This is a genomic window from Lampropedia aestuarii, from assembly GCF_004803635.1.
Taxonomy (GTDB): Bacteria; Pseudomonadota; Gammaproteobacteria; order Burkholderiales; family Burkholderiaceae_C; genus Lampropedia; species Lampropedia aestuarii.
The window spans coordinates 28326-50961 of the sequence record NZ_SSWX01000013.1; the positions used below are offsets into that span (position 1 = coordinate 28326).

Below are 22636 nucleotides of genomic sequence, written 5' to 3' on the forward strand. Positions count from 1 at the left end.
CGAGGATTTTTAACAAAGCAGTGCGCCTTTTGGGCTCCAACCCGAAGGGCAAGGCTCAAAAAAGCGCATTGCGGCGTTGCCCGTTTTGTTCATACAGACGTATGAGCTGCAACAGGCGCCTGGCACTGCCTCTTTTTTGTGCCTTGCGCGACTGTGAAAAGATCGTAAACACGTTCTTAGCTAAACAGGCGCAGCGCTGCAGGGCTGCCGGCAGGGATGCCACGCGACTCCAGCGCTTCGTACAAGCGCTCCATGTCGGCGCCGATCGAGTCCAGCGCCATCGCTGGCAGTTTGCGGCTTTCCGGATCCGTTACCGCGCCATCCATGGTGGCAGCCATGCTGTCCAAAATGTTGCGCAAGCGCTCAAACGCATGCTCATTGCGGTCTACATTGGGCACATCCAAGGAGAACAAGATTTCATGCACAGGCGCATGGTCCAAATCATCGGCCATCGCCGCTTGCGGATCGTAACTGAGCACCAGCACCGGCGGCGAACCTGGTGTAACTGCTGGCAGCACCAAACGACCTGGTGTGACCGAGGATTTGAAGCCGTATTGTGCGGCAGTTTGGCGCACATAACCGGGGCTCCAGGTCGCGCGCTGCGCCACCAGCATCAGATTCAAAATGGCATCGTTTTGGGCCGCAAATTGGTCAACCTCACGCCCGCGAGCGACCTCGTGCAGCATGTCGGGGAAGTCGGGTTCAGCGCCAATCGCATCGGCAAAGGCCTGTGACTTGAGCACAAACTCAGAGAATTCAATCTCGTTGAGCGGACCTTGGCGGTTGGCCAGTTGAATGGCTGTTTGAAACTGGCTGTACCGCGCGCCTGCACGCGGTGCCTCCCATTGCTGGGTTTGCAAGTTAAAGCCTTGTACCAGGAACTGCTTTTTGCCAATGCGACGCGTGGGTGCCTGGGCCGCCAGTGCGGCGTCGCCAGAGACGGGCTTATCCAGCTCCAAAGCCACAATGCTGCATACCAAGCTGTCAAATTCGCTCGAGGCCGCCAGCATTGCAGTCTGCGGTGTTGGCGCAGGCTCGCTGGCCGTTGGGACTGGTTTTTCTGGTGTCTCTGGTGTCAGCGTTGGCGACTGGCGAGCGGCCAGGCCGTCCGAGCTGGGTTCAGCCAAGTTGTGCGGGCCTTTGCCAAACAGGCCTTTTTTGCCTGCTGCTTGGGGCTGGCCATTCAAGGCAGGCGTTTCATCGCCATACTCAACAATGGGGGCAGCATAACTTTCTAAAGATGGGTCCTGCCGCTCCTGCAGCACGGATGCAGACGTCTCATCCTCATCCTCTTCAGACATGGGACGCGCTTTGCGCGGCGCGTGCCTGGCGCTGAACCAAGCGTTATAGCCAATGACAGCCACAACGGTTAAAAGGCCCAATAGGATCAGTGTGATTTGCAAGGTGCTCATAGTAATTGCTATTGTAGAAATGTCTCACACCTGCAAAGGCGAGTCATCCACAGATATTTTTCTGTAAGAGGGGCTGGCGCCGGCCGGGCCAGGCTGTTATAAGGGGCGGCCTCGGGCGGCGTTTGGCAGTGCCAACTCGGCTTGTTTGGCCACTTCGACGCATTCGCGCACGTGTTGCTCGCCCAGGTAGCGCAGCGCAGCATAGCCGATGGTGGCAGACACCGCTTGCCCTACAAACGGAACAAATTTGGAGATTTGCTTACTGGTCATGCGCACACCGATGCTGGTGGCCAGTTTCACCACCATCTCTTGGGTGATGAACTTGCCAATCAAGACTGAGCCGACCATGGCGACGGCTTTTTGCACCTGCTCTCTTTTCTCGGGGTGCAGCGCGTCAATTTGTTCGGGTGTGAGGCCGAATTCACGGTTGATTTGTGGAATCAGCTTGGTCAGCAAGGCCGCATCGGCGGCCCAGTCCAGGCCGGGCACTGGGATTGAGCTGGCGACAGCAGCCATCAAGGCTTTTTTATGCAAAATCTTCTTGCTGCGCGCAACCGCTTGCTCAAGGTGTGGGTTGCCTTGCGCCAAATCCATGGCGCTGGGCGTTGAAGGCTTAGACCGCAGTTTCATAGCTGGCAGATTGGCAATCAATCGGGTGTTTCTGTTAGAGGGGGCATGAACGTGTTTGACAGCAAAGCTGCAAACACGTTCACAGACTTATTTCTTGGCGATAAAACCCCAAATCACCAATAGCAAAATGGCGCCAATGACCGAGGCAATAAAGCCCGCGCTTTGACCAGCCTGGTAGAAGCCCAGCTTGACACCTAAGAATTGTGCGAAAAACGAGCCGGCGATGCCTAGCACCGCAGTCATAATCCAGCCCATCGGATCACTGCCGGGCTTGAGGAAACGGGCCACAAGGCCAACCAGCAAGCCAATCAAAATGGTCCAAATAACTCCCATCGTCAGTCCTTTCGTAAATGGTTGCGGCTGCAAGCCGCTTTGATGCAATCGCCTGCGGGAAAGTTCTCGGATTGAGCCCTCAAGCGCTTGGCACATGCCTGATTGTTGCTTAAACGCATCGCATATGCATTCAGCTTACACGATCGGTGTGCTCAGCATCCAATCAGTGCTCAGGCTACACTATGCGGTGATATGCGCGTACTGACGCTATTTTTCCCCTACAGATTCCTTGCTCATTCGCAGTGCGCGCTGAGTGAAAACCATGACCAGACATTCAGATGCCAATCGCCACCCTTTACTTGTGCTTGGGGTGGAATCCTCTTGTGATGAGACAGGAGTGGCCTTAGTTCGCACCCAGCCCCACGACCTGCAAGACGCCACCTTACCGGTGCCCGAGTTGCTAGGCCATGCGCTGCACAGCCAGATCGATATGCACCAGCTGTATGGCGGTGTGGTGCCCGAGTTGGCCAGCCGTGACCATATTCGGCGTGTCTTGCCTTTGACCGAACAGGTCTTGCGTGATACCCAATGCAGCTTGAGCGATGTCGATGTGATTGGCTATACCCAAGGACCCGGCCTAGCTGGTGCCTTGTTGGTGGGTGCAGGGGTTGCCTGTGCCCTGGGCGCGGCCTTGAACAAGCCTGTGATTGGTGTGCACCACTTGGAGGGGCATTTGCTGTCGCCTTTTCTGAGCGCCGATCCGCCGGAGTTTCCGTTTGTGGCCTTGCTGGTTTCGGGCGGCCACACACAGTTGATGCGGGTCGATGGTGTGGGCCAGTACCAGATTCTGGGTGAAACCATTGATGATGCCGCAGGCGAAGCGTTTGACAAGTCAGCCAAGCTGATGGGCTTGCCGTATCCGGGCGGGCCGATATTGGCGCGTTTGGCGCAAGGTGGCGATCCAGCAGCGTTTGCGCTGCCCAGGCCTTTGCTGCGTGGCGAGAACCTGGATTTTTCGTTTGCCGGACTCAAAACCGCAGTGGCAACGCAAATCCAAAAGCTTGGCGATGGTTTGGAGTCAGCCAAGCGTGATCTGGCTGCTAGCACCCAGGCGGCGATTGTTGATGTGTTGATGAAAAAATCGTTGCTGGCCTTGCGCCTGACCGGCTTAAAGCGTTTGGTCGTGGCAGGGGGCGTGGGCGCCAACCAGTTGTTGCGTGAGCAGCTCAATGCACAATGTGCCAAACGCGGCATTCGCGTGCATTACCCGGAGCTGCATTTGTGCACCGACAATGGCGCGATGATTGCCTTGGCTGCGGCGATGCGTTTGCAGGCTGGTTTGCAAGAGGCTACGCGGGACTGGAGTTTTGATGTCAGGCCGCGCTGGCCTCTGGATGCGATTGAGGCGGCGAGCTGAAATGGTGTGAGGCTCCGTTTGCAGTGGTGCAAATGGGGCCTCAACCACATCAGAGAGTCTGCCGCAGCTGGCTTTATGCCTTGCTGTCCATCGCCTGGCGCATGTCGCTGAGTAGCTGCGCCACCGCTTGCACACCGGCCTCACCTGGGTTATCGCGCAGCAGCTCAATCAGGCGCGAGCCGATGACCACCGCATCTGCATTGGCGTCTTGGGCAATGCTTTTGGCGGTGACCGCATCGCGAATGCCAAAACCCACACCAACAGGCAACTTCACATGCGCGCGGATCAGTGGCAAAGCCTGGGCCACTTGCTGCGTATCGAGTGCTTTGGAGCCGGTCACGCCCTTGAGCGATACATAGTAGACATAACCGCTGGCAATGGCGTTGATTTGCTGCATACGCTCGGGTGTCGATGTCGGTGCTAGCAGGAAGATCAAATCCATGTTTTGGGCGCGCAGTTGCTGGTGCAGCGCATGGGCTTCTTCTGGCGGGTAGTCCACGACCAATAAGCCATCGACACCCGCAGCGGCGGCGTCTTTGACAAAGTCCCCTTCGTTGCGCAACTGGTCGTAACGCTCGATCGGGTTGGCATAGCCCATCAGCACCACAGGCGTGGTTTGGTTGGTTTGGCGAAAGCTGCGCACATGCTCTAGCACCTGCACCAGGCCAATGCCATTGGCCAGCGCGACATCGCTGGCTTTTTGGATGGTCGTGCCATCAGCCGATGGGTCAGAGAAGGGCACACCCAGCTCAATAATGTCAGCGCCAGCGGCGTGCATTGCGTGCATCAGCGCCGGAGTCGTTGCTTTGCTGGGGTAGCCTGCTGTGACAAAAGGAATCAGGGCTTTGCGGCCTTGCGCTTCTAACTGGGCAAAGCACTGGGCGATGCGGTTGGATTGGTTCTGTGTCATGGCTGCTCCTTATGCGTTGTTGCCCAATGCGGCAAACAGGCTGCCATCGTCCAGACCGGCTACGGTGCCAATGTCCTTGTCACCACGGCCAGACAGGTTGACCAAAATGGATTGGTCGGTGCGCATGGTTTTGGCCAGCTTCATCGCATAGGCGACCGCATGGCTCGATTCCAGTGCCGGAATAATGCCTTCGGTGCGGCACAGGTGGTGGAAGGCATGCAGGGCTTCGCTGTCTTCAATGCCGACATACTCGGCACGGCCGATATCTTTGAGCCAAGCGTGCTCTGGGCCCACCCCAGGGTAGTCCAGGCCGGCACTGACACTGTGTGTCTCAATCACCTGGCCATTGTCGTCTTGCATGATATAGGTGCGGTTGCCATGCAATACACCGGCGCTGCCACGCTGCAGCGATGCGGCGTGTTTGCCGGTATCCAGGCCCAGACCGGCGGCTTCAACACCAATCAGGCGGGTGTTCGCATGGTCGATGTAGGGGTGGAAGATGCCAATCGCATTGCTGCCACCGCCCACGCAGGCGACGACGGCATCGGGCTGGGATTCGGCCAGTCTGACGTGTTCGCTCATCGCCGGGAATTGCTCCAGGCACTCTTTGCCAATCACGCTTTGGAAGTCGCGCACCATCATGGGGTAGGGGTGTGGTCCAGCCACGGTGCCAATGATGTAGAAGGTGTTGTCCACATTGGCGACCCAGTCGCGCATGGCTTCGTTGAGTGCATCCTTGAGCGTTTTGCTGCCTGACTCCACGGGCACGACAGTGGCGCCCAGCAGTTTCATGCGGTAGACGTTGGGGCTTTGGCGTTTGACGTCTTCCGAACCCATGTAGACCACGCATTCAAGGCCGTAACGTGCGCAAATGGTGGCAGTGGCTACGCCGTGCTGGCCAGCGCCAGTTTCGGCAATGATGCGATTTTTGCCCATGCGCTTGGCCAGCATGGCCTGGCCAATCACGTTGTTGATTTTATGCGCGCCTGTGTGGTTGAGATCTTCACGTTTGAGGAAGATCTGCGCGCCACCGATCTCGCGGCTCATGCGGTCCGCATGGTAGATCGGCGAAGGGCGGCCGACGTAGTGCTTGAGCTCGTATTCGAACTCAGCCAAGAAGGCCGGGTCACGCTGGTAATGGGCGTAAGCCGTGCGCAGTTCTTCAATCGCGTGCGTCAAGGTCTCGCTGATAAAGCTGCCGCCATAAGGGCCAAAGTGACCGAGCTGGTCAGGTTGTTGGTAGGTTGTTGTCATTGCTCATCCTGTTGGGCGGCGCGTGCGCTGTTGGCGCGCAGCTGCGCGTCTGCTTGCGTGACGGCCGCTATGAATCGGTGCATGGTATGGGCATCTTTGATGCCTTTGCGTGGCTTGCCATCTGGGCCAATGGCCTCGATGCCTGAGCTCACATCAACGGCCAAGCTCAGGCCGCGATGGCTCAGCTCATGAATGCCATCGATCACATTTGATGGTGTGAGCCCACCACTTAAGACGAGGTGAGATCTGACGTTTGTTGGAAGGAGTGACCAATTGAATGCCTGTCCGCCGCCGCCGTAGCCCGTGACATGGGCATCGAGCAAAATGGCTTGTGCTTGCGAGAATTGATGCGCGTATTCTACGAGATCAAACGGCGCTTGGCCAACTGGTGTCTCGATAGGGATGCGTGCTGCTCGGATAAAGGGCCGCTGGCCTTGGCCGCTGAGTTGCCAGCATTGCTCGGGCGTTTCATCGCCATGGAATTGCAAGGTGGCGTTGGGCACGGCTTGCAGTGCTGCTTCGACTTCGCTGGCTGTGGGGTTGACCAGCAGCAGCACGGGCGTCACAAAGGGTGGCAGCAAACGTGCCAATTCTTTGGCGCGCGCAGGTGTGACAGCTCTTGGGCTGGCCGGGTAGAGTACAAAGCCCACGGCGTCAGCGCCCGCTTGTGCGGCTGCGGCCACATCTGCTTCGCGCGTGAGGCCGCAAAATTTCACGCGGGTGCGCCATTGGCGCTGGGCGGTAGTGAGTGTGTCTGTCATAAAGGCCTTGAGGGGGTGCTGCGGCAGGGGCGATCAGAACTGGCTGCTACCGGGCAAAAAATCTTCCAGCGCACAGCTAGTGGGCAATTGCCAGTGGCTGTCATAGCGTGGGCCAAGGAAATACAAACCGTGGGGTGAGAAGGTGGGCGCTGCTGCATCACGCGAGCGTGCTGCAATTACTTCCTTGATCCATTCTGGGCGTTTGTGGCCTTGGCCAACCATGATCAGACAGCCCATGATGTTGCGAATCATGTGGTGCAAAAATGCATTGGCTTCAAACTCAAATCGCCAATAGCAGCTGGCAATCGCGCGCTCACTGTCAGAGGCCGGTGGATGCTGGTGACGCAGCGGCGTGGCACTGATGTGGATGGCCGTGATGGTTTTGATGGGCGTGATGGACTGGCAGGCGGCAGCGCGAAACGAGCTGAAGTCGTGCTCGCCCAGCAAATAATGCGCCGCTGCCTGCATTGCTGGGCCGTCGAGCGCAGTGAAGATCCAGCCGACCTTGCCCGCTTCGATACTGGGGCGTACGGCCGACTGCAACACAATATACGCATAGCGGCGCCGGCGTGCCTGGTTGCGGGCGTGGAAGCTGGTGTCGACGACGCGGGCCCATTGCACCGCAATGTCGGCAGGCAGGTAGCGGTTGGTGCCGCGCACCCACGAAATTTCTGAGCGCTCGACCTGTGTGTCGAAATGCACCACTTGGCCCAGGCCGTGCACGCCGGTGTCGGTGCGGCCCGCGCACAGGGTCGAGATGGGCGTGCCAGCAAACTCGGCCAGTGCCGCTTCTAGGTGGTCTTGTACCGTGTTGCCATCGGGCTGGCTTTGCCAGCCGTGGTAGGGGCTGCCGTTGTAGCTAACGCCAAGTGCGATTCGCATGGGTGATGTGTGGGTGGCAAAAGCCGCAAGCATAAACACTTTCTCGCTTGCAGCGGTGGAAAAAACAACGCCGAAGCAGGAGGCTTCGGCGTGGCAGTGGTGCAGCCTGGCTTACCAGGCAAGCGTCTGCGCAGGGCTGGTGGCAGCGCTGCGGCAATCCGTTAATGAGAGTCTAACTCTTTCAGTAGCTGCTCGGCTTGCTGTTGCAGCTCGCCGTCGGCCAGATTCAGCACCTCTTGGGCCAACGCTTTGGCGCCTTCGCTGTCACCAAGCGCCAAGAACTCTTTGGCCAGGGCCAGTTTGGTGCTCAGAGGGTCGGTGGAGGAAAAGTCCTGCAAGTCCAAGTTGGCGATCGTGCTATCGCTAGAGAAAGACGGGGAATCACTGGTCGGTTTGTCGTCGTACGCATCCAATGTCAGGCTGGACAAGTCCAAATCCAATGTGTGCGACAAGTCATCATTGGAGCTTTGGTTTGGCAGCGCTGTGGAAATGTCGGTTGGCAGGCCCGAAGGTGTGCCCAGCGACTGCTCGTCAAAGCCGAAGTCGTCTAGCTGCGGAGCCGAGAGCGGAGAGCGGATGCTGTCGAGGCCAGATACGCCAGGCACATGGGACTTGACTTCCAGCTTGTTGGCACTAGGCGGCAGCAGGTTCTCAAACTCCAAACTGTTGCTGTTGATAGCAGGCAGTTCACCACGGTTGGTGTTGAGTTCCTCGTCGGATTTTTTCTCACTCGATGTCAGCGGCATGGGCTCGCTGAGATCGAAGTCCAGATCCGCTAAGCTGGCTGCGGCTGAGACCGCGCCTGAGCGGCTTTCTTCGAATGCGCTATTGCCTGGCTTGCTGGTCGCAGATTGCTCAAAATCAAAGTCCAGGTCTGACAGTGGGCCCAGGTCAGACAGCGCTGCAGAAGACGCGCTGGTGCTGGCTGCCACGGCAGCTGCAGGAGCAAGGCTGGGCGCAGGTGCTACTGGAGCAGCGGCAGGCGCAAACGCTGATGTCGCAGTTGCATTGGCTTGGACTGGGGCTGGCGCGGCTGGGGTTGCCGATCCCATCTGCTTGTACAGCTCGTTGTTGGGATCCAGATTGCGTCCCAACTCTGCGACCTTGATCCACTCAAGGCCTGTTTTTTCGGTCAGACGGGCCACTTCTTGGGCCTTGGCCTCGAACGAAATGCGGTCTTGTCGCGAGGCATAAATTTCTGCCAGGCGCACTTTGATGGCTGTGCGTGAGGGGTTGGTGATTTCAGACTCTTTCAGCACCTCTTCTGCTTGTTGGTCGCGGCCGTAGGCCAGCAGCACATCGGCTTCCAGCACTGGGTCGCCTTCACCCGTCGCATCAATCTGGCTTGGCGAGTAAGACATCGAAGAGACACCTGTCGACAGGCCGGTAGAGAGGCCTGATTTGCCGGTATGGTTGCCCGTTGCAGGCGTGGCATTTTTGTCGACTTTGGTCCCATCTGTATTGAAAAAGGAGTCAGGCACGTTGCCACTGTTCTCGTAGACCACCTCTTGGTCCTTGCGCCCTTGGCGGTAGCGGTAGTAGCCCCAGCCGAGCAGCAAGATCAGCAGGGCACCACCGGCAGCGGGTAACAGCGGGTCTTCACCAAACATGCTGTAGAAAGGTGCTGGAGCAGGGGCGGGCTGAGGTTGTGCCGCCGGTTTTGGGGCCGGTGCAGGTTTTGGAGTAGGAGCAGGAGCAGGAGCAGGAGCAGGCGTAGTGGCCGCTTGCGGGTTTGCTTCTGGTGTTGTGCTGGCCTCTGGTGTCGCAGTGGGTGGGATGTCCTCGCCTGGGGCAACCGGCTCGCTGTTGGCAGGCGTGTTGGTGATTGCTGCCGTTGGCAGGTTGGCTGGAGCCTGGGCTTCTATTGTGATGCCTGCAGGGCCAGGCGAGGTTTCAGTTGTCGGGCCATTGGCTGTGGGGCCATTGGCTGCGGTGCCTGTGGCTTCAGGATTGGCCGGTGCTGTGGCAGGAGCAGAAGCTGGCGTTGCTGCTGAAGCAGAGGCTGTCGCGGTTTGCGCTGCCTCATTGGCTTCCTTGAGCAGTTGCTCCATGCGGCGGGTGTTTTCTTCCGCCTCTTGCTTGCGCGCGGCATCTTCTTTGGCTTGCAGTTGCGTGGCAATGCGGGCCTCTTCGGCGCGACGTGCTTCGCTGGCTTGCTGCGAGCTCAACTCCAGCTTGTCACTATTGGCATTGGTTGCAGGCGCTGTAGGCGCTGCAGTGACCATGCCAGAAGACGTGTCCGCGGCTTGGGGTGCCATCGGGGCAACTGGCGCCTTGCGTGCAATTTGGTTGCGGTACTGGTTGAAGTCACGCGTTTGCGCAGAAATCAGGCTTCTGGCCTCTTGTGGGCTGACTGATTGGGCTTCGTCAACGTTCGGGATGGACAGCGTGACACCTGCGCGCAGCAAGTTGACATTGCCATTCACAAAGGCTTGCGGGTTCGAGCGCAGCAGCGCCAGCAGCATTTGGTCCAATGAGACATTGGCGGGCAAATGCCGGCGAGCGATTGCGCTTGCCGTGTCACCTCGGCGCGTGGTGACTGCGCTAGTGGTGTTTGCTGCAGTTGCTGGGCGTGCGGCGGCAGTCGCTGTCGCTGGTGTAGCAGCGCGTGTTGGGCGCGCCGCCGGGGTCACCTGGCCCGAGACACTCTGGCCTTGGCTGCGCATCCATTCAGAGGCACGCTGGTACACGGTCGGATCCATTTTGGTATCTACCGGCGCGCTTGGCGCAATGCGTGCTGTGGCTGGTGCCGCGCCTACCGGTGCTGCTGCAAGCGCAGCAGCAGTACTAGTATTGCTCACTGCTGGAGCAGGGGCAAAGGCCGGGGCGGTTTGTGCAGGGCTGATAGGGGCCTGTTTGGCTTTGGCCGAAGGCGGGTCTAACAAGATCGCGTAGCTGCGCACAGCGCTGCCACCATTCCAGCTGGTGTTGAGGACCAAATCCAGAAACGGCTCATTGACTGGTGCGGCTGTGCTCAATTGCAAGACAGTGTTGCCGTCATTGTGCTGTTGCAAGCGCACTTCAAGCTGCGTCATGATGGCCGAGTAATTGGCCCCATGGGCGTTGAACACGTCTGGCGAGGCCGGGTTGGCACGCAGTGTTTGCGCCTCATCTGGCGTCAAGTTGGAAACAGGAATGGTGGCTCTTAATGGCTCCCCCAGATTCGACTGCACACGAACCTGTCCCAAGGTCAGTGCCGATGCATCATTCAGTTGCAGGCCTGCGGCGACGAAAATGGCAGCGGCAAGGGCAGAATGTTTCCAGCGGTACGTATTGGCCATTTGCTTTGATGTATATGTAAGAAATATTGGTTATTCTCGGCTGACTGGCTAGTGTAACCGTCGTGCAGGCGCTGCAGTTGTCACAAAACACAGGCCCTTGAAGCGAGGACGATAGCAGCAATAAAATGGACTGACAAGAATATTGCTGGGCTTTGATTGTTACGATTAAAAACAACTAGCGGCTTGTTGCCTTGCAGCAACAGCTTGTTCATTTTTAATACAAATCATGTAGTTGCGTTTCGCTGCTCATCTTGTCATTTGTCTCGTTTTGGCTGCAGCAATTAATCGATGCGCGCCCCGGCAGCTTTGACGATGGACTCGTAACGCTGGCGCTCGGCATCCATGAAGGAGCCAAAATCCTCTGCGCTGCTGGTGATGGGTTGTGCCAACAGTAAATCAAAACGCTGTTGGGTCTGCTCGGACTTCAGCGCCTGTGTGAAGGCCTTGTTCAACTCGGCAATGGTGTCGGCTGGCGTATTGGCTGGTGCCACCAGACCCCACCATGTGTCGATGGTAAAACCGGGCAGCGTTTGTGCCATGCTGGGCACGCCAGGCAGCATGGGGCTGGGCGCTTCGGTGGTCACCGCCAATGCCAGCAGTTTGCCAGAGCGGATATTGGCAGCCGCCGCTGCCAGGTTGTCGAAGTTGAAATCGACCTCTTTGGACAGCAATGCCAGCTGGGCCGGATTGGCGCCGTTGTAGGGGATGTGTACCGCCTCCAGTTGCCCCATTTGCTTGAACAGCTCGCCGGCCAAATGGCCCGCGCTGCCATTGCCGCCACTGCCGTAATTGAGCTGGTTGGCATGGCCTTTGGCATAGGTAATCAGGTCCTGCAGATTGGCGATGCCCAGCTCCTTGGCGCGCTCGCTGTTCATCACCAGCACATTGGGTACGCTGGCAATCGGGGTGATGGCGGCGAAGTCATTGGCCGCGTCATAAGGCATGCTGGCGTAGAGCCAAGGGTTGATCGCCATGGTCGCCACAGCCGCAATGCCCAAAGTTGTGCCATCGGGCTTGGCACGGGCGACCTGGCTGAGGCCAATATTGCCACCTGCGCCGGGACGGTTTTCAACGATGACATTGCCCAAACTGTCCTTGACGGATTCAGCCAAAATGCGTGCGGTGGTATCCAGCGGGCCACCTGGACCGTAAGGCACGACAATGGTGGTGACCGTATCCGCGTATGCGGTGGCGGTGATGCCGGTCAGTCCGGTAATGCACAGGGCTGTTAATACAAGAGAGCGAAATGGCATGCGCATGCTGTGGTGTCCTTTAGGTTTGTTTCGATTGTAGTGACAATCACGGAGAAGCTTGCCTCAGCGCAATGGCTGGTGCGATGGGGTTGAATCGGCTATGGCCTGGGGTTACTCTGCGGCGAGGTCGGCAGCGGTCGTGAAGGCGTCGGCAAAGAACTGCTCGGGTGGCAAACCTCTTTGCTCTGTGTAGGCTTGGCGAGCACTGCTGACTACAATTGGCGCGCCGCAGGCATAAACTTCAAACTCGGCCAAAGAGTCAAAATCATCGAGTACGGCTTGGTGAACATAGCCGGTGCGGCCCTGCCAGCCGTCCTGTTCGGTCGGCTCTGACAGCACAGGGATGAAATGGAATTGGTTGAGCGCTGCCGTGTGCTCGATCAGCCAATCATGCAAGTACAAATCTTCACGCCGGCGACCGCCCCAGTAAAAGTGAATAGGGCGCTCAATGCGCTTGTGCATGATGTGCTCGAGCATCGCCTTGACTGGCGCAAAGCCTGTTCCGGAGGCGAGCAGGATGATTGGCTTGTGCGAGTCTTCACGCAGATAAAAGCTGCCAAACGGGCCCTCGATACGCAAAATTTCCTTGTCTTTCATACCGTTGAAGACATGGTCGGTAAACAGCCCGCCGGGAAAGTGGCGAATATGCAGCTCCAGGCGTGGCGAAATGGCCTGCTCATGTGGTGCCAAGGCCATCGAGTAGGCTCTGCGTGAGCCGTCTTTGAGCAAAAACTCCACATACTGGCCGGCATGGTATTCAAAGCGATCCATGGCTGGCAATTGCAGGTTCACTTGCATGACGTCGTGGCTGACACGCTGCAAGCTGCTCACACGCACCGGCATTTTGCGAATTGGGAAGGAGTCGGCCGAGGTCACTTGGCGTGACTCGATCACGACTGGGCCAAGGGCTTTGGCCCTGCAAGTGAGAATATACCCCTCGGCCAATTCCTCAGCCGTTAATGCCTTGCTGGCATAAGGCAGCATCTCGGTCTGGCCTTGCATTTTTTTGCATTTGCACGAGCCACAAGCACCGTCTTTACAGCCATACGGCAAACCTACGCCTTGGCGAATCGCAGCAGAGAGAATCAGCTCATCCTGGGCAATATCAAAGCTGCGCGAGCTGGGCAAAACGGTGACAGTGTGGCGGGGCGGGGCAAAAGACATTGTGAAAAATCAAGACATTGGGGGTGACCAGGCTTGTGTACCATGACGGCATTCTTAAAAACGGCGATGCTGCGCCAAGCCGATAGGTCCGATCGTGGTCTGCAGGCTTGGCGCAACATGGGCGTGAAGCACCAGCAACCTCAATATGAATCGAAAGACTGCTATTGTGCCTTTGAACGGCTTGCCCGCACAGCAACACCGAGCCGCGCGCTCGGATGTTCTGGCGTGGTCCTATTTTTCTCCTGCACGCCAATCACATGGGGCATTGCCGATGCGGTTCAAACGTGAGCGTGTCTTGGTCATTGGTTGTGGTGATGTGGCCATGCGCTTGATCCGGCAACGCGCGCGCGCTGCAGACGCGAAGGACACGGCCGCTGCTGCAACCAGCACACATCGGATTTGGCGCGCACTGACTTCGCGCCCAGAGCAAGTCGTGCCATTGCGTGAGCTGGGCGTGATGGCCTTGGTGGGCAACCTGGATCAGCCCGGTACGCTCAGGCGTTTGGCGGGTTTGGCCACGCGGGTGCTGCATTTGGCGCCACCAACAACCACTGGTATGGCAGATGGGCGTACTCGGGCCTTGCTGCGCAGCTTGCGCTGTAGCGGCCATGCCGTGCGCAGTTTGGCTTACGTCTCGACCACCGGTGTGTATGGCGACTGCCATGGCGCTTGGGTCAGTGAGTCACAGCCAGTGGCGCCAGTCAATGCGCGGGCATTTCGCCGCGTCGATGCTGAGCAGCAGGTACGTGCGCTGGCGCGGCAAGGCGTGGGCGCTACCGTGTTGCGAGCGCCTGGTATTTACGCGTTTGACCGTCCAAATGGCTCACCCCTTAGCCGTTTGGAAAAAGGCACACCTGTGCTTGAAGCTGGGGACGATGTGTTTACCAACCACATCCATGCAGAAGATTTGGCACGCGCGTGCTGGCTGGCGCTGTGGCGTGGCCGGGCTGGGCGCATCTTCAATGCCAATGACGACAGTGCGCTGTTGATGGGGGATTATTTTGACTGCGTCGCCAAGGCCATGCATTGGCCTGCGCCCCCGCGTATCAGCCGAGCACAGGCGCAGCAAACCATGAGCGCTTTGCAAATGAGTTTTTTGTCAGAGTCGCGTCGCATGTCGAATCAGCGCATCAAACGGGAGCTGCGGCTGGCATGGCACTATCCAGATGTTGGGGTGGCTGTGGCGCAGTATCTGCAGCTCAAGGGCGCCAATGCCAAACCTTAGCGGGTGATTAATTCGCTAGTGCGCCCATCGGCAAATACCACGCGCACTTATTGTGCGCCTGCCTTGAGCAGCAACTGCACCATTTCTTGCTGATTGCGCAGACGTGCATTGCCCAGTGGGGTAACTCCTTCGCGATCGGCCAGGTTCTTGTCTGCACCGGCATCAAGCAAGAGTTGGACAATTTGCTGATGGCGCGGTCCGCCATCGCTGAGCACAATGGCCTCCATCAGCGCTGTCCAGCCCAGCTTATTGACGTGGTCAACATCGACGCCAGCCTCAATCAGGGTACGCACAGTCTCGACGTGGCCGCGCTCACTAGCTGGGATCAAGGCGGTGCCGCCATAACGGTTGGTGCTGCGCACATCAGCGCCGTGGCTGAGAGTCAGTTTCAGAATATCCAGGTGGCCACGCGCACCCGCATACAGGTAGGGGCTGTCTTGAATGGCGTCTTTGGCATTCACATCTGCACCTGCTTCTATCAAGGCTTGTGCTGCTTGCACGTGGTTTGCCTGCGTGGCAACCAGCAGCGCCGTACGGCCTTGGCTGTCGCGTGCATCGATGTCTTTAAGGCCCCCAGCCTGCAGCATCACTTGGATCGCTTTGGCATCATTATTGGCGGCAGCCTGGTGCAGACCCTGTGCGTTACTTGCATTGCTTGGATTGCCTGGATTGGTGGCGGCTTCGGTTTGTGCAGACACCATGCTGCACATCAGCAGCCCAAGTCCTAGCGATAAAATTCGTTGCATAGCATCTCCTTGTTGCATAAGAACCTGTTTGTGATCTTTTTCGCAGGCCGCGTTGAAGCACAAAAGGCGCAATGCGCGGCAAAAAACGCAGTCGGGCTATCTGCCCGGCGGGGATTTTTTAACAAAGCAGTGTGCCTGTTGGGCACCAACTCCTGACATCCAAAGGAGCTGCAAGGCACCCAAAAGTCCGTTGCCGCGTTACCGGTTTTTCATTCAAACGTATGAGCGGCAACAGGTGCCTTGCACGGCCTCTTTTGGCGGCTACTGCCACTGTGCGAAGAAGGTGAACAGGCTATAAGGCGTGTTGTTCAAGTTCAGTGAGACGGCTTAGGGAAGCAATAGTTTCTCCGTAGTAATACTGACGGACCAAGCCCCCATGTTGTGGATGCCTGATGCCAATGTGATCCACTTCGGCGGGCACGCCAATGTACGCTTTGCTTGGCGTGCCGATGGCGCTTGGGATGGCTTAAACGATTTCCAGATCCACTGGGATATTGCCACGCGTAGCGTTGGAGTACGGGCAGACTTGGTGCGCTGCATCAACCAATTGTTGCTTGTCTGCGGCATCCAGGCCCGGCAAGGTGATGGCTAATTTGACTGCGATTCCATAAGCTTTGCCGCCCTGTGTGGGGCCCAGTGAAACACTGGAGTCTATCGCCACATCATTGGGCACCTGGATGCCAATTTTCGGGCCCACGGCTTTTAGCGCACCAATAAAGCATGCGGCGTAGCCGACGGCAAACAATTGCTCCGGATTGGTGCCGGGCTGGCCAGAGCCGGGCGAGCTCAGCTGCACGTCGAGTGCGCCGTCACTGGTTTTACCTGCGCCATCGCGACCGCCAGTCGTATGCGCTTGTGCTGTGTACAGTACTTTGTCCAGAGGCGTTGTCATGGTCTTCCTTTACTCAAGGGTTAGAGGGGCAAGTCCATAGCGTAGTCGCAATGCGAAGGCCCGGCAAAGGCTGTGGTTTTGAGGGGGCGTGTTATGAGGGGGCGCTATTTCGATGCCGACATGCCGAGTCGTTTCCATCGCCAGCAGGGGCAGTCCTGCTCAGACGCCATCATGGCGTGCGCGTTGCTCCACGCGGTACGGGCCCTTGCTTGCTTTGCATTGGCGAGGGCGCTGTCCATATTGCCGGCGATCAGCGCAGCCACTGCCAAGCGCAATCGGTCTGCGCAATCGACTCTACAAATTCTGCCTTTGCCTTTGCCTTTGCCTTTGCCTTTGCCTTTGCCTTTGCCTTTGCCTCTTCGAGGAACACTTGGTTGTGCAGCGGATGGCGCAGCACGCGCGCTGTGCGTGCCTGGCTATGGGCTTCGTAAACCTCTTGCCCATCGGTTCGGCGTTGTGCCATTTCATAGGCATAGACGCGCTAGTGCGCGTTGGCATGCCTGTTTCCCTATAAGTCCCTCTAGGGAAACAGGGCGCACGCTGGATACGACTGATACAACGTCAAAATATATCGAATAGATGTAATTTTAGACTAAATCGATAGATTATGCTGAGCAATTGATGGGGTTATTCGCTATTTTCGCTAATAAATGGCCTGAATGAATGGTCTGGCAAACGCGTGCTTGTCGTGCTTACAGGCCGCCTGGGCCGCTTTGGTCGCGTACCCGTCCAATCAGGGTGATGTGCTCTGCGACTTGGCTCGGAGTGAGTTCTTCGTCCTTGTAGGCTGGGTTGGCGCTGTGCAGTCTGAGTATGCCGGTGACTGGGGAGTAGAACAGGTGTTTGATGCGTAATTCGTTGCCATAGCGGATTGCGTACACCTTGCCATCAATGATCTGCTCCAGCTGGTTTTCTTGCGTGTTAACCAGGACGGAGTTGCCTTCAGGCAAGACAGGCTCCATCGACACACCCGCGACCTTGAAGCGCAGCAAATACTTGGGGTTCAGGCCCAATCGCTGCAGCCACGACAGCCTGAATGTGGCTGGCTCACGTAATTCCTCCACTTCGTAGCTAATCGCTGACCTTCCATTTCCGCCGTGTACCTTGATGTTGTGTTCTGGGATATGGATAAAGCCATCCGGTAACTCGTCTTCTGGGTGAATCCCAATGATTTGGTACTCGACATCATTGTCTTTGCCAACGCCGCCCAAGTAGGTTGGCAAGGGCTGTTCATTGTCAAACCAGCCACGCCCAAGCTGCCATGCTTCTTCTAGCGCGGCGGCCGAACTATCGCCCAAGGCCTTGGGGCTTCTGCTGCCATCTTTTTTGGGCGGCAGCAGGGTGCCGGCCATCACCTGCGAGAGAGATTGCCAGTTCAGGGATGCAGGTTCTGCGGCCTTTTGGGCGCCGCCCACGGCATCGCACAGCAGGGAGAGCTTGCGCTTTCTGCGCTCAGATGATGTTTCCATGTCGCTAATCTATCAAATGAATATTATCGAATTATATCGAATTGATTGTTTTTATTGTATCGATGCGATATAGTCGCTACATGAACACTCCAAACTACACCCTAAGTCAGCGCCTGGCCATCGCGGCCAAGCTGGGCGTTGACGAGCAATGCCTGTACCAACTTGGCCGCGGTTTGAGGCAGGTTTGCCTGGCTTTGGCTCGGCAAATCCATGCGCCTGATGCGTGCATGGCGCTGCAGTGGCGCATGCCTGATGACTGGCAAAAGAATTGGCCAGAGCTGCACAAGGAGGCTGTTAATGGCTGAGCCAATACGCAAATTGGAGCACATCGCATATAGACCGCTTGCAGCCACTCAGGCTTGCGCTGGTGGTCACAAAGCGGTGATGCCTACTTTCAGCGAGCAAGCCTATGCGTTTGTGGTTGAGTACATCAAAGTTCACGGCCCTATCAGTGGCGAGCTGGTTACCAATGCAGCCAAGCAGGCCGGCATTCGGCCAAGTGATGACCGTGCATTTGGGCCCATTTATGCACGTGCGCTGCGTGAGGGGCTGGTGCAAGTCATTGGCACAACGATTCGCACCAAAGGCCATGGCACTGGCGGTGCACGGGTTTATGTGGCAGGAGGACTGGCATGAATTACTACCCGTTTCACATTGGTGACTACATCACACACACAGCGCACCTCTCGCCGCTGGAGGACATTGCTTACCGCAGGCTGCTGGATTTGTATTACCAGACGGAGGGTGCACTGACTGGCGATGTGCAGCGCCTGAGCCGACTCATTCGCATGCGTGAGCATGAGCAGGAAGTGGCCCATGTGCTCGATGAGTTTTTCACCTGCCGCGATGAGCGCTGGTTTCACGCCCGTTGTGATGCCGAGTTGATGCGCATGACAGACAAGCAAGCCAAGGCCAGAGCGTCCGCTGAAGCGTCAGTGAATGCGCGCAAAGTCCGAGCCAAGCAAATGCTTGGCACAGCGCCAGCAGTGGCTGAGCGACCGCTGAACGCTCGCTCAACGCAGGCTGTGCTACCAACACCAACACCATCTATACCAAGACCATCACCCATAGAGACTGCTGCGTCTGAAGCTCCCTCTGCCAGCAGTGCAGGGCGGGCCAGTAAAGCCATGCGCGATGCCGGCTTGCACGATGCCAACCCAGCACATCCTCTGCTGGGCCAATTGTTGGCCGAGGGGGCCACACTGCAGGAGTTGGCCTATGCGGCCGAGGAGTCAGTGCGCAGAGGCAAAGGCTTTGCGTATGCCTTGACGATGGCTGCTGGGCGACGCCGAGAGGCGGTCAAACGCACTGCTGGCGGGGCGCAGCCCATCCGCAGGCCGCAAGTGGACAACTTCGATGCCAAAGACTATGGCGAGCGGGTGACACTGGTATGAGTTTTGATCTGCAAATCCACCAACCGCCACGCGAGCGTGCAGCGCATTGCGCTACGCACGGTCCCTACACCAGCAAGTGCTATTTGCGCAATATTTGGCTGGGTTGCAGTGCTTGCATCCAGCAAAAACAAGCCGCAGAAATGGCTGAGCAAGTGAGGCAGCAAGAGCGCATGTGCTTGCAGGAATGGCGCAGCAAATTGGAGCGCGCCGCGATACCGCCACGCTTCCAGGACCGCAGCTTGGATAACTTCACAGCCACCACGCCGGCGCAACAAGCTGCGCTGCAATTTGCCACCGAATACGCGAAGAACTTTGTCCAGGTGCGCTCTACAGGGCGATGTGCCTTGTTTCTGGGCAAACCGGGCACAGGCAAAACGCATCTTGCAACTGCCATTGGCTTGCATGCCATGCACAAACACCATGCCAAAGTGGTGTTCACCACCGTGCTGCGCGCAGTGCGCATGGTCAAGGACTCATGGGGTAGAGGCGCTCGCATCTCAGAGTCGCAAGCGATTGCCACGATGGTCGCACCGGATCTGCTGATTCTGGATGAAGTTGGTGTGCAGTTTGGCTCTGAGTTTGAGAAGCACATCTTGTTTGATGTGCTCAATGAGCGCTATGAGCTACGCAGGCCCACTCTTTTGTTGTCCAACCTGACGCTGGCTGAAGTGCGTGCCTTTGTGGGCGAGCGCGTGATGGACCGCATCAGCGAGGACGGCGGCGCAGTCGTGCCTTTTACTTGGGACAGCTATCGCCGGCCTGCGGCGTGATGCAGCAATACGCAAACAAACGTTGGCACGAACTCATTGCCAATCCCCACTTCATCCGAGTCGATGGCCGCACGGGCCTGTCGATCACCCCTCTTCATTACGCCAATTTGCAGGCAAGACCATGATCAAATCTGACCAAAACATCAAAACATTGCTCGACCAGTGGGGCCGCTGGAAGGTGCGTGAGAATAGCCTGGCCCTTGGCTACCCCTCGATTGCCGCATTTGCCAGATTGCGCGTAGACGGTGCCCGCTCCTCTGGCAATGAGCTGCTGGTGGACGATGACTTGCAGCGCGTCAATGGCATCATCCACCAACTGCGGCCTTCGCTCAAAAGGCTGCTGGCCTGCCACTACATCTGCGCAGGCTACGTCAAGGACAAGCCCGCCAAGCTGGGATTAACGCGCGATGCATACTACCGCTTGCTTCAAACCGCGATCGAGCAAACTGCCCATGAAATGGGCGGCAAGTACCAGATGGAGTTTGAAGAGGCCGCGCGCGGCTAATCTATGAGCAGGGCGCCAGCGGTGCATGTACCCATCCGTGGATGCACCGCCTTCAAAACTGTTTTTTAAAATGGATGAAAAAAAGCCTTGACGGCTAGTCGCAACTAAAGTACATTGGAGGTGTTAATGCAGTACAACTGCGTAAAAAATTCAAAGCCCCAGCCTCAACAGCTGGGGCTTTTGCTTTATGCGGGCAAGCTCCACCATTTTTATTGCGACTATGCAGCCTGGGAGCGATGCCTGCACCAAATGTGCCTCAATCAGAAATGGTTGGGGCTTTTTTTGTGGCTGCACGACTGTGCAGCTTGGACCACTTTTTCTGAAGGCACGGCGCTGCCGTACAAAAAATGGCAGATGAAACCCAGCAATTGCAAGAGTTGCGCCAGGCATTGGCGCAACTCTTGTGCGAACGCTTTGAACAAGAAGATCTGACGCGTACCCTGCACAGGCATTTCAAAGGTGCTCTCACGGCTTTAGACAAACATTTGAGTCAAACAGCATGCCGTGTGGATACACAGGATGCGCGTTAAACGCGTGCGCGAGTTGCATGTTGCTTTCAGCATGCAGAGGCGGTGCCCCGCGTGATCTTGTACCCATTTTCCCACCGCTAAGGCATCAGCTGAGGCGGTTTCTTGTCTCTGCCACGGCTTCATGCCCTCGCAGAAATCGGCCCTTAGGGGCTTTTTTCATATGTGAAAGGGCCATACCATGGCTGTCAAATTGCCCAACGGCATCATTTTTTCTTTGGCTACTGAGTACAGTGTTGAGCATGCTGTGTCTGCGATCTCCAACCAGAACCCCGCAGTCGTAACAGCTGCAGGCCATCAGTTGGCGAATGGAGAAATCATTGAATTCAAGTCCAGCTGGAGCGCTCTCAACGACCGCGCCTTCCGCGTGGCCCAAGTCAGTGATGACAATAGCTATACGCTGGAAGGCACAGATACCACCAACCCAACCCGCTTTCCTGCAGGCGGTGGCACGGGTGCATTCCGCACCATCACTGGCTGGCAGCAACTGCAGCAAGTGACCGAATGCACGACATCGGGTGGTGAAATGCAGTTCGCGACATACTCATTCCTGGAGAATGATTTCGAATCGCAAATTCCGACGCAGGCATCCGCACAGTCTTTGCAATTGAGCATTGCCGATGATCCGAGTCTGCCAGGCTACAAGGCCCTTAAGGAAGCGGCTGAAAGTCGTGAAATCCGTGTGCTGCGCGCGCTGTTGCCAGACAACTCGATTATTTTGTTCAATGGCTACACCTCATTCAATGAGACCCCAGTCATGACCAAAGGATCTGTCATGACAGTGAGCGCTACGTTCTCCTTGCTGTCGCGCCCAATCCGCTACGAAGCCTAAGGCATGTCCGCGACAAGCGGAATTTGCATGCATTTCCCAGCCGCCAAGGTGTAAACCCTGGCGGTTTTTTCATGCCCGCCTGACCGTATGCAGGAGTGGGCTTTTTTGTATTGAAAGACCAAGAAAATGGCAAAGCTAAAAACACTGCAAGGTGCTCCAAAGGACTTTGACTTGCCTGTCAGTTTGGACAATTTGGACGGCTCGCAAAGCGAGATTATTTTTAAATGCATTGGCCGCACCTTGCGCGATTGGCAGCCCTTGTATTTGCAGCGCTTGGCTGGAGAAGTCAACGCAAAAATCGATGCACAAGACAAGCTCGATCAGCAAGCGCAAGCGCCAGAAGAGGGTGCTAAGAAAAGCAAGAAAAAAGAAGCGACGACCGAAGCCAAGCGCATTGCCATTAACGAAGAAGAGATTCGTGAAACCCTAGAGTCTTCGCTCAACTCGCCAGTCGAGATCATCCAGGAAGTGGCCACGGGCTGGGATTTGGAGGATGACTTCACGTCTGACAATCTCAAAGAGCTCATCAATCGTTACCCAGGCGTACAAGCCAAGCTGTTCCAGCAATACCATGAGCGCATTTTGGGGAACCGCGTAAAAAACTGAGAGAGGTTGGCGAGGCGCTATACGCAGATGATGCGTTGTCGAACCCCGCTAACCTGGCGATGCTTTCAGCTTTGGGAATCAAGCCTGAAGACTACCAAGATCATGATGTATTGGCGGTCTGGCCAGAGAACAGCGATGCCGTTGAATTCTTTTTGGAGTATTGCACCACACAGTGGCGCATCGGCATGGCTGGCGCAACAGGCTTGGACTACACGGCCGTGATAGCGGCCTTGCAGTTTGTTCAGGCCAACAAAGAGATGTTTGAGCAAGTGCGCTGCATTGAACGCGGCGCACTGAATGCGATGGCACAAAAGCGCAGAGACGAGCAGTCCCGCCACTAGCCTTTGAGAGGCGCTGCAAATTTCCCTGCTGTAATAGCTGCGCGATCTCAGGTGAGCTGCTGCGTTCAGGTCATTTTTTCAGGTGGTGATCC

The 22636-nt window shown here is 57.1% G+C and carries 24 protein-coding genes; 11 read left to right on the forward strand and 13 right to left on the reverse strand.

Annotated elements, in window-relative coordinates:
- Window positions 1–176: 176 nt before the first annotated feature.
- The 3 genes from E8K88_RS10810 to E8K88_RS10820 all read right to left on the reverse strand — a co-directional run bounded on the left by E8K88_RS10810 (window position 177) and on the right by E8K88_RS10820 (window position 2375).
- Entirely contained in the window at window positions 177–1301 is a 1125-nt protein-coding gene (locus tag E8K88_RS10810) for a cell division protein FtsZ (protein ID WP_240754470.1), read from the reverse strand.
- Window positions 1302–1508: 207 nt separating this feature from the next.
- Window positions 1509–2042, reverse strand: a complete 534-nt coding sequence (locus E8K88_RS10815) for a hypothetical protein (RefSeq protein ID WP_136406686.1) — start codon at window positions 2040–2042, stop codon at window positions 1509–1511.
- 87 nt (window positions 2043–2129) lie between these two features.
- A complete protein-coding gene (locus E8K88_RS10820) occupies window positions 2130–2375 on the reverse strand; it encodes a GlsB/YeaQ/YmgE family stress response membrane protein (RefSeq protein WP_136406687.1) in 246 nt (81 codons plus the stop codon).
- A gap of 262 nt (window positions 2376–2637) precedes the next feature.
- Here E8K88_RS10820 and tsaD point away from each other — a divergent pair, with 262 nt between their 5' ends.
- Window positions 2638–3732, forward strand: a complete 1095-nt coding sequence (tsaD, locus tag E8K88_RS10825; RefSeq protein ID WP_136406688.1) for a tRNA (adenosine(37)-N6)-threonylcarbamoyltransferase complex transferase subunit TsaD — start codon at window positions 2638–2640, stop codon at window positions 3730–3732.
- Window positions 3733–3805: 73 nt separating this feature from the next.
- On the opposite strand, the gene trpA is transcribed toward tsaD, so the two are convergent.
- From trpA to E8K88_RS10860, 7 genes are all read right to left on the reverse strand, one after another.
- Window positions 3806–4642, reverse strand: a complete 837-nt coding sequence (gene trpA, locus E8K88_RS10830) for a tryptophan synthase subunit alpha (protein WP_136406689.1) — start codon at window positions 4640–4642, stop codon at window positions 3806–3808.
- A gap of 9 nt (window positions 4643–4651) precedes the next feature.
- Window positions 4652–5896, reverse strand: coding sequence for a tryptophan synthase subunit beta (gene trpB / locus E8K88_RS10835; RefSeq protein ID WP_136406690.1), 1245 nt, complete (start codon window positions 5894–5896; stop codon window positions 4652–4654).
- Window positions 5893–6657, reverse strand: coding sequence for a phosphoribosylanthranilate isomerase (locus E8K88_RS10840; RefSeq protein WP_136406691.1), 765 nt, complete (start codon window positions 6655–6657; stop codon window positions 5893–5895). The genes trpB and E8K88_RS10840 overlap by 4 nt, the downstream gene beginning before the upstream one ends.
- 33 nt (window positions 6658–6690) lie before the next feature.
- Entirely contained in the window at window positions 6691–7539 is an 849-nt protein-coding gene (truA, locus tag E8K88_RS10845) for a tRNA pseudouridine(38-40) synthase TruA (RefSeq protein WP_136406692.1), read from the reverse strand.
- Between the two features lie 161 nt (window positions 7540–7700).
- Window positions 7701–10820, reverse strand: coding sequence for a motility hub landmark protein FimV (locus E8K88_RS10850; RefSeq protein ID WP_136406693.1), 3120 nt, complete (start codon window positions 10818–10820; stop codon window positions 7701–7703).
- Between the two features lie 281 nt (window positions 10821–11101).
- Window positions 11102–12073 carry a Bug family tripartite tricarboxylate transporter substrate binding protein gene (locus E8K88_RS10855; RefSeq protein ID WP_136406694.1) on the reverse strand — a complete coding sequence of 324 codons (972 nt, stop codon included), beginning with the start codon at window positions 12071–12073 and terminating at the stop codon, window positions 11102–11104.
- 111 nt (window positions 12074–12184) lie between these two features.
- A complete protein-coding gene (locus tag E8K88_RS10860; RefSeq protein WP_136406695.1) occupies window positions 12185–13237 on the reverse strand; it encodes a CDP-6-deoxy-delta-3,4-glucoseen reductase in 1053 nt (350 codons plus the stop codon).
- Window positions 13238–13508: 271 nt separating this feature from the next.
- Between E8K88_RS10860 and E8K88_RS10865 the strand changes: the two genes are divergently transcribed.
- Window positions 13509–14462 carry an NAD-dependent epimerase/dehydratase family protein gene (locus E8K88_RS10865; protein ID WP_240754481.1) on the forward strand — a complete coding sequence of 318 codons (954 nt, stop codon included), beginning with the start codon at window positions 13509–13511 and terminating at the stop codon, window positions 14460–14462.
- Between the two features lie 47 nt (window positions 14463–14509).
- Here E8K88_RS10865 and E8K88_RS10870 read toward each other — a convergent pair whose 3' ends face one another.
- The 3 genes from E8K88_RS10870 to E8K88_RS10885 all read right to left on the reverse strand — a co-directional run bounded on the left by E8K88_RS10870 (window position 14510) and on the right by E8K88_RS10885 (window position 17569).
- On the reverse strand, window positions 14510–15208 hold the full coding sequence (locus E8K88_RS10870; RefSeq protein ID WP_240754471.1) for an ankyrin repeat domain-containing protein: 699 nt from the start codon (window positions 15206–15208) through the stop codon (window positions 14510–14512).
- Window positions 15209–15674: 466 nt separating this feature from the next.
- Window positions 15675–16100, reverse strand: a complete 426-nt coding sequence (locus tag E8K88_RS10875; protein ID WP_136406697.1) for an organic hydroperoxide resistance protein — start codon at window positions 16098–16100, stop codon at window positions 15675–15677.
- Window positions 16101–16792: 692 nt separating this feature from the next.
- Window positions 16793–17569 carry a S24 family peptidase gene (locus E8K88_RS10885; protein WP_136406699.1) on the reverse strand — a complete coding sequence of 259 codons (777 nt, stop codon included), beginning with the start codon at window positions 17567–17569 and terminating at the stop codon, window positions 16793–16795.
- Window positions 17570–17649: 80 nt separating this feature from the next.
- Between E8K88_RS10885 and E8K88_RS10890 the strand changes: the two genes are divergently transcribed.
- The 9 genes from E8K88_RS10890 (at window position 17650) to E8K88_RS10930 (ending at window position 22544) form a co-directional block, all read left to right on the forward strand.
- Window positions 17650–17874, forward strand: a complete 225-nt coding sequence (locus E8K88_RS10890; RefSeq protein WP_136406700.1) for a hypothetical protein — start codon at window positions 17650–17652, stop codon at window positions 17872–17874.
- A gap of 79 nt (window positions 17875–17953) precedes the next feature.
- Window positions 17954–18205 (forward strand): hypothetical protein, encoded by a 252-nt coding sequence (locus tag E8K88_RS10895; RefSeq protein ID WP_136406701.1) that lies wholly within the window; start codon window positions 17954–17956, stop codon window positions 18203–18205.
- Window positions 18202–18963 (forward strand): YdaU family protein, encoded by a 762-nt coding sequence (locus E8K88_RS10900; RefSeq protein ID WP_136406702.1) that lies wholly within the window; start codon window positions 18202–18204, stop codon window positions 18961–18963. Before E8K88_RS10895 ends, E8K88_RS10900 begins: the two co-directional genes overlap by 4 nt.
- Window positions 18960–19733, forward strand: coding sequence for an ATP-binding protein (locus E8K88_RS10905; RefSeq protein ID WP_136406703.1), 774 nt, complete (start codon window positions 18960–18962; stop codon window positions 19731–19733). Before E8K88_RS10900 ends, E8K88_RS10905 begins: the two co-directional genes overlap by 4 nt.
- A 121-nt stretch (window positions 19734–19854) precedes the next feature.
- The gene (locus tag E8K88_RS10910) at window positions 19855–20238 is read left to right on the forward strand and encodes an antiterminator Q family protein (RefSeq protein ID WP_136406704.1); all 384 of its coding nucleotides are present in this window, start codon (window positions 19855–19857) and stop codon (window positions 20236–20238) included.
- 347 nt (window positions 20239–20585) lie between these two features.
- Window positions 20586–20768 carry a hypothetical protein gene (locus tag E8K88_RS10915; RefSeq protein WP_136406705.1) on the forward strand — a complete coding sequence of 61 codons (183 nt, stop codon included), beginning with the start codon at window positions 20586–20588 and terminating at the stop codon, window positions 20766–20768.
- A 178-nt stretch (window positions 20769–20946) separates the two neighbouring features.
- A complete protein-coding gene (locus tag E8K88_RS10920) occupies window positions 20947–21597 on the forward strand; it encodes a phage tail protein (RefSeq protein ID WP_136406706.1) in 651 nt (216 codons plus the stop codon).
- Between the two features lie 126 nt (window positions 21598–21723).
- Window positions 21724–22203: a phage tail assembly chaperone gene (locus tag E8K88_RS10925; RefSeq protein WP_136406707.1), complete on the forward strand. Its 480-nt coding sequence runs from the start codon at window positions 21724–21726 to the stop codon at window positions 22201–22203.
- A 35-nt stretch (window positions 22204–22238) separates the two neighbouring features.
- Window positions 22239–22544 (forward strand): DUF1799 domain-containing protein, encoded by a 306-nt coding sequence (locus E8K88_RS10930; RefSeq protein ID WP_205880070.1) that lies wholly within the window; start codon window positions 22239–22241, stop codon window positions 22542–22544.
- Window positions 22545–22636: the final 92 nt, after the last annotated feature.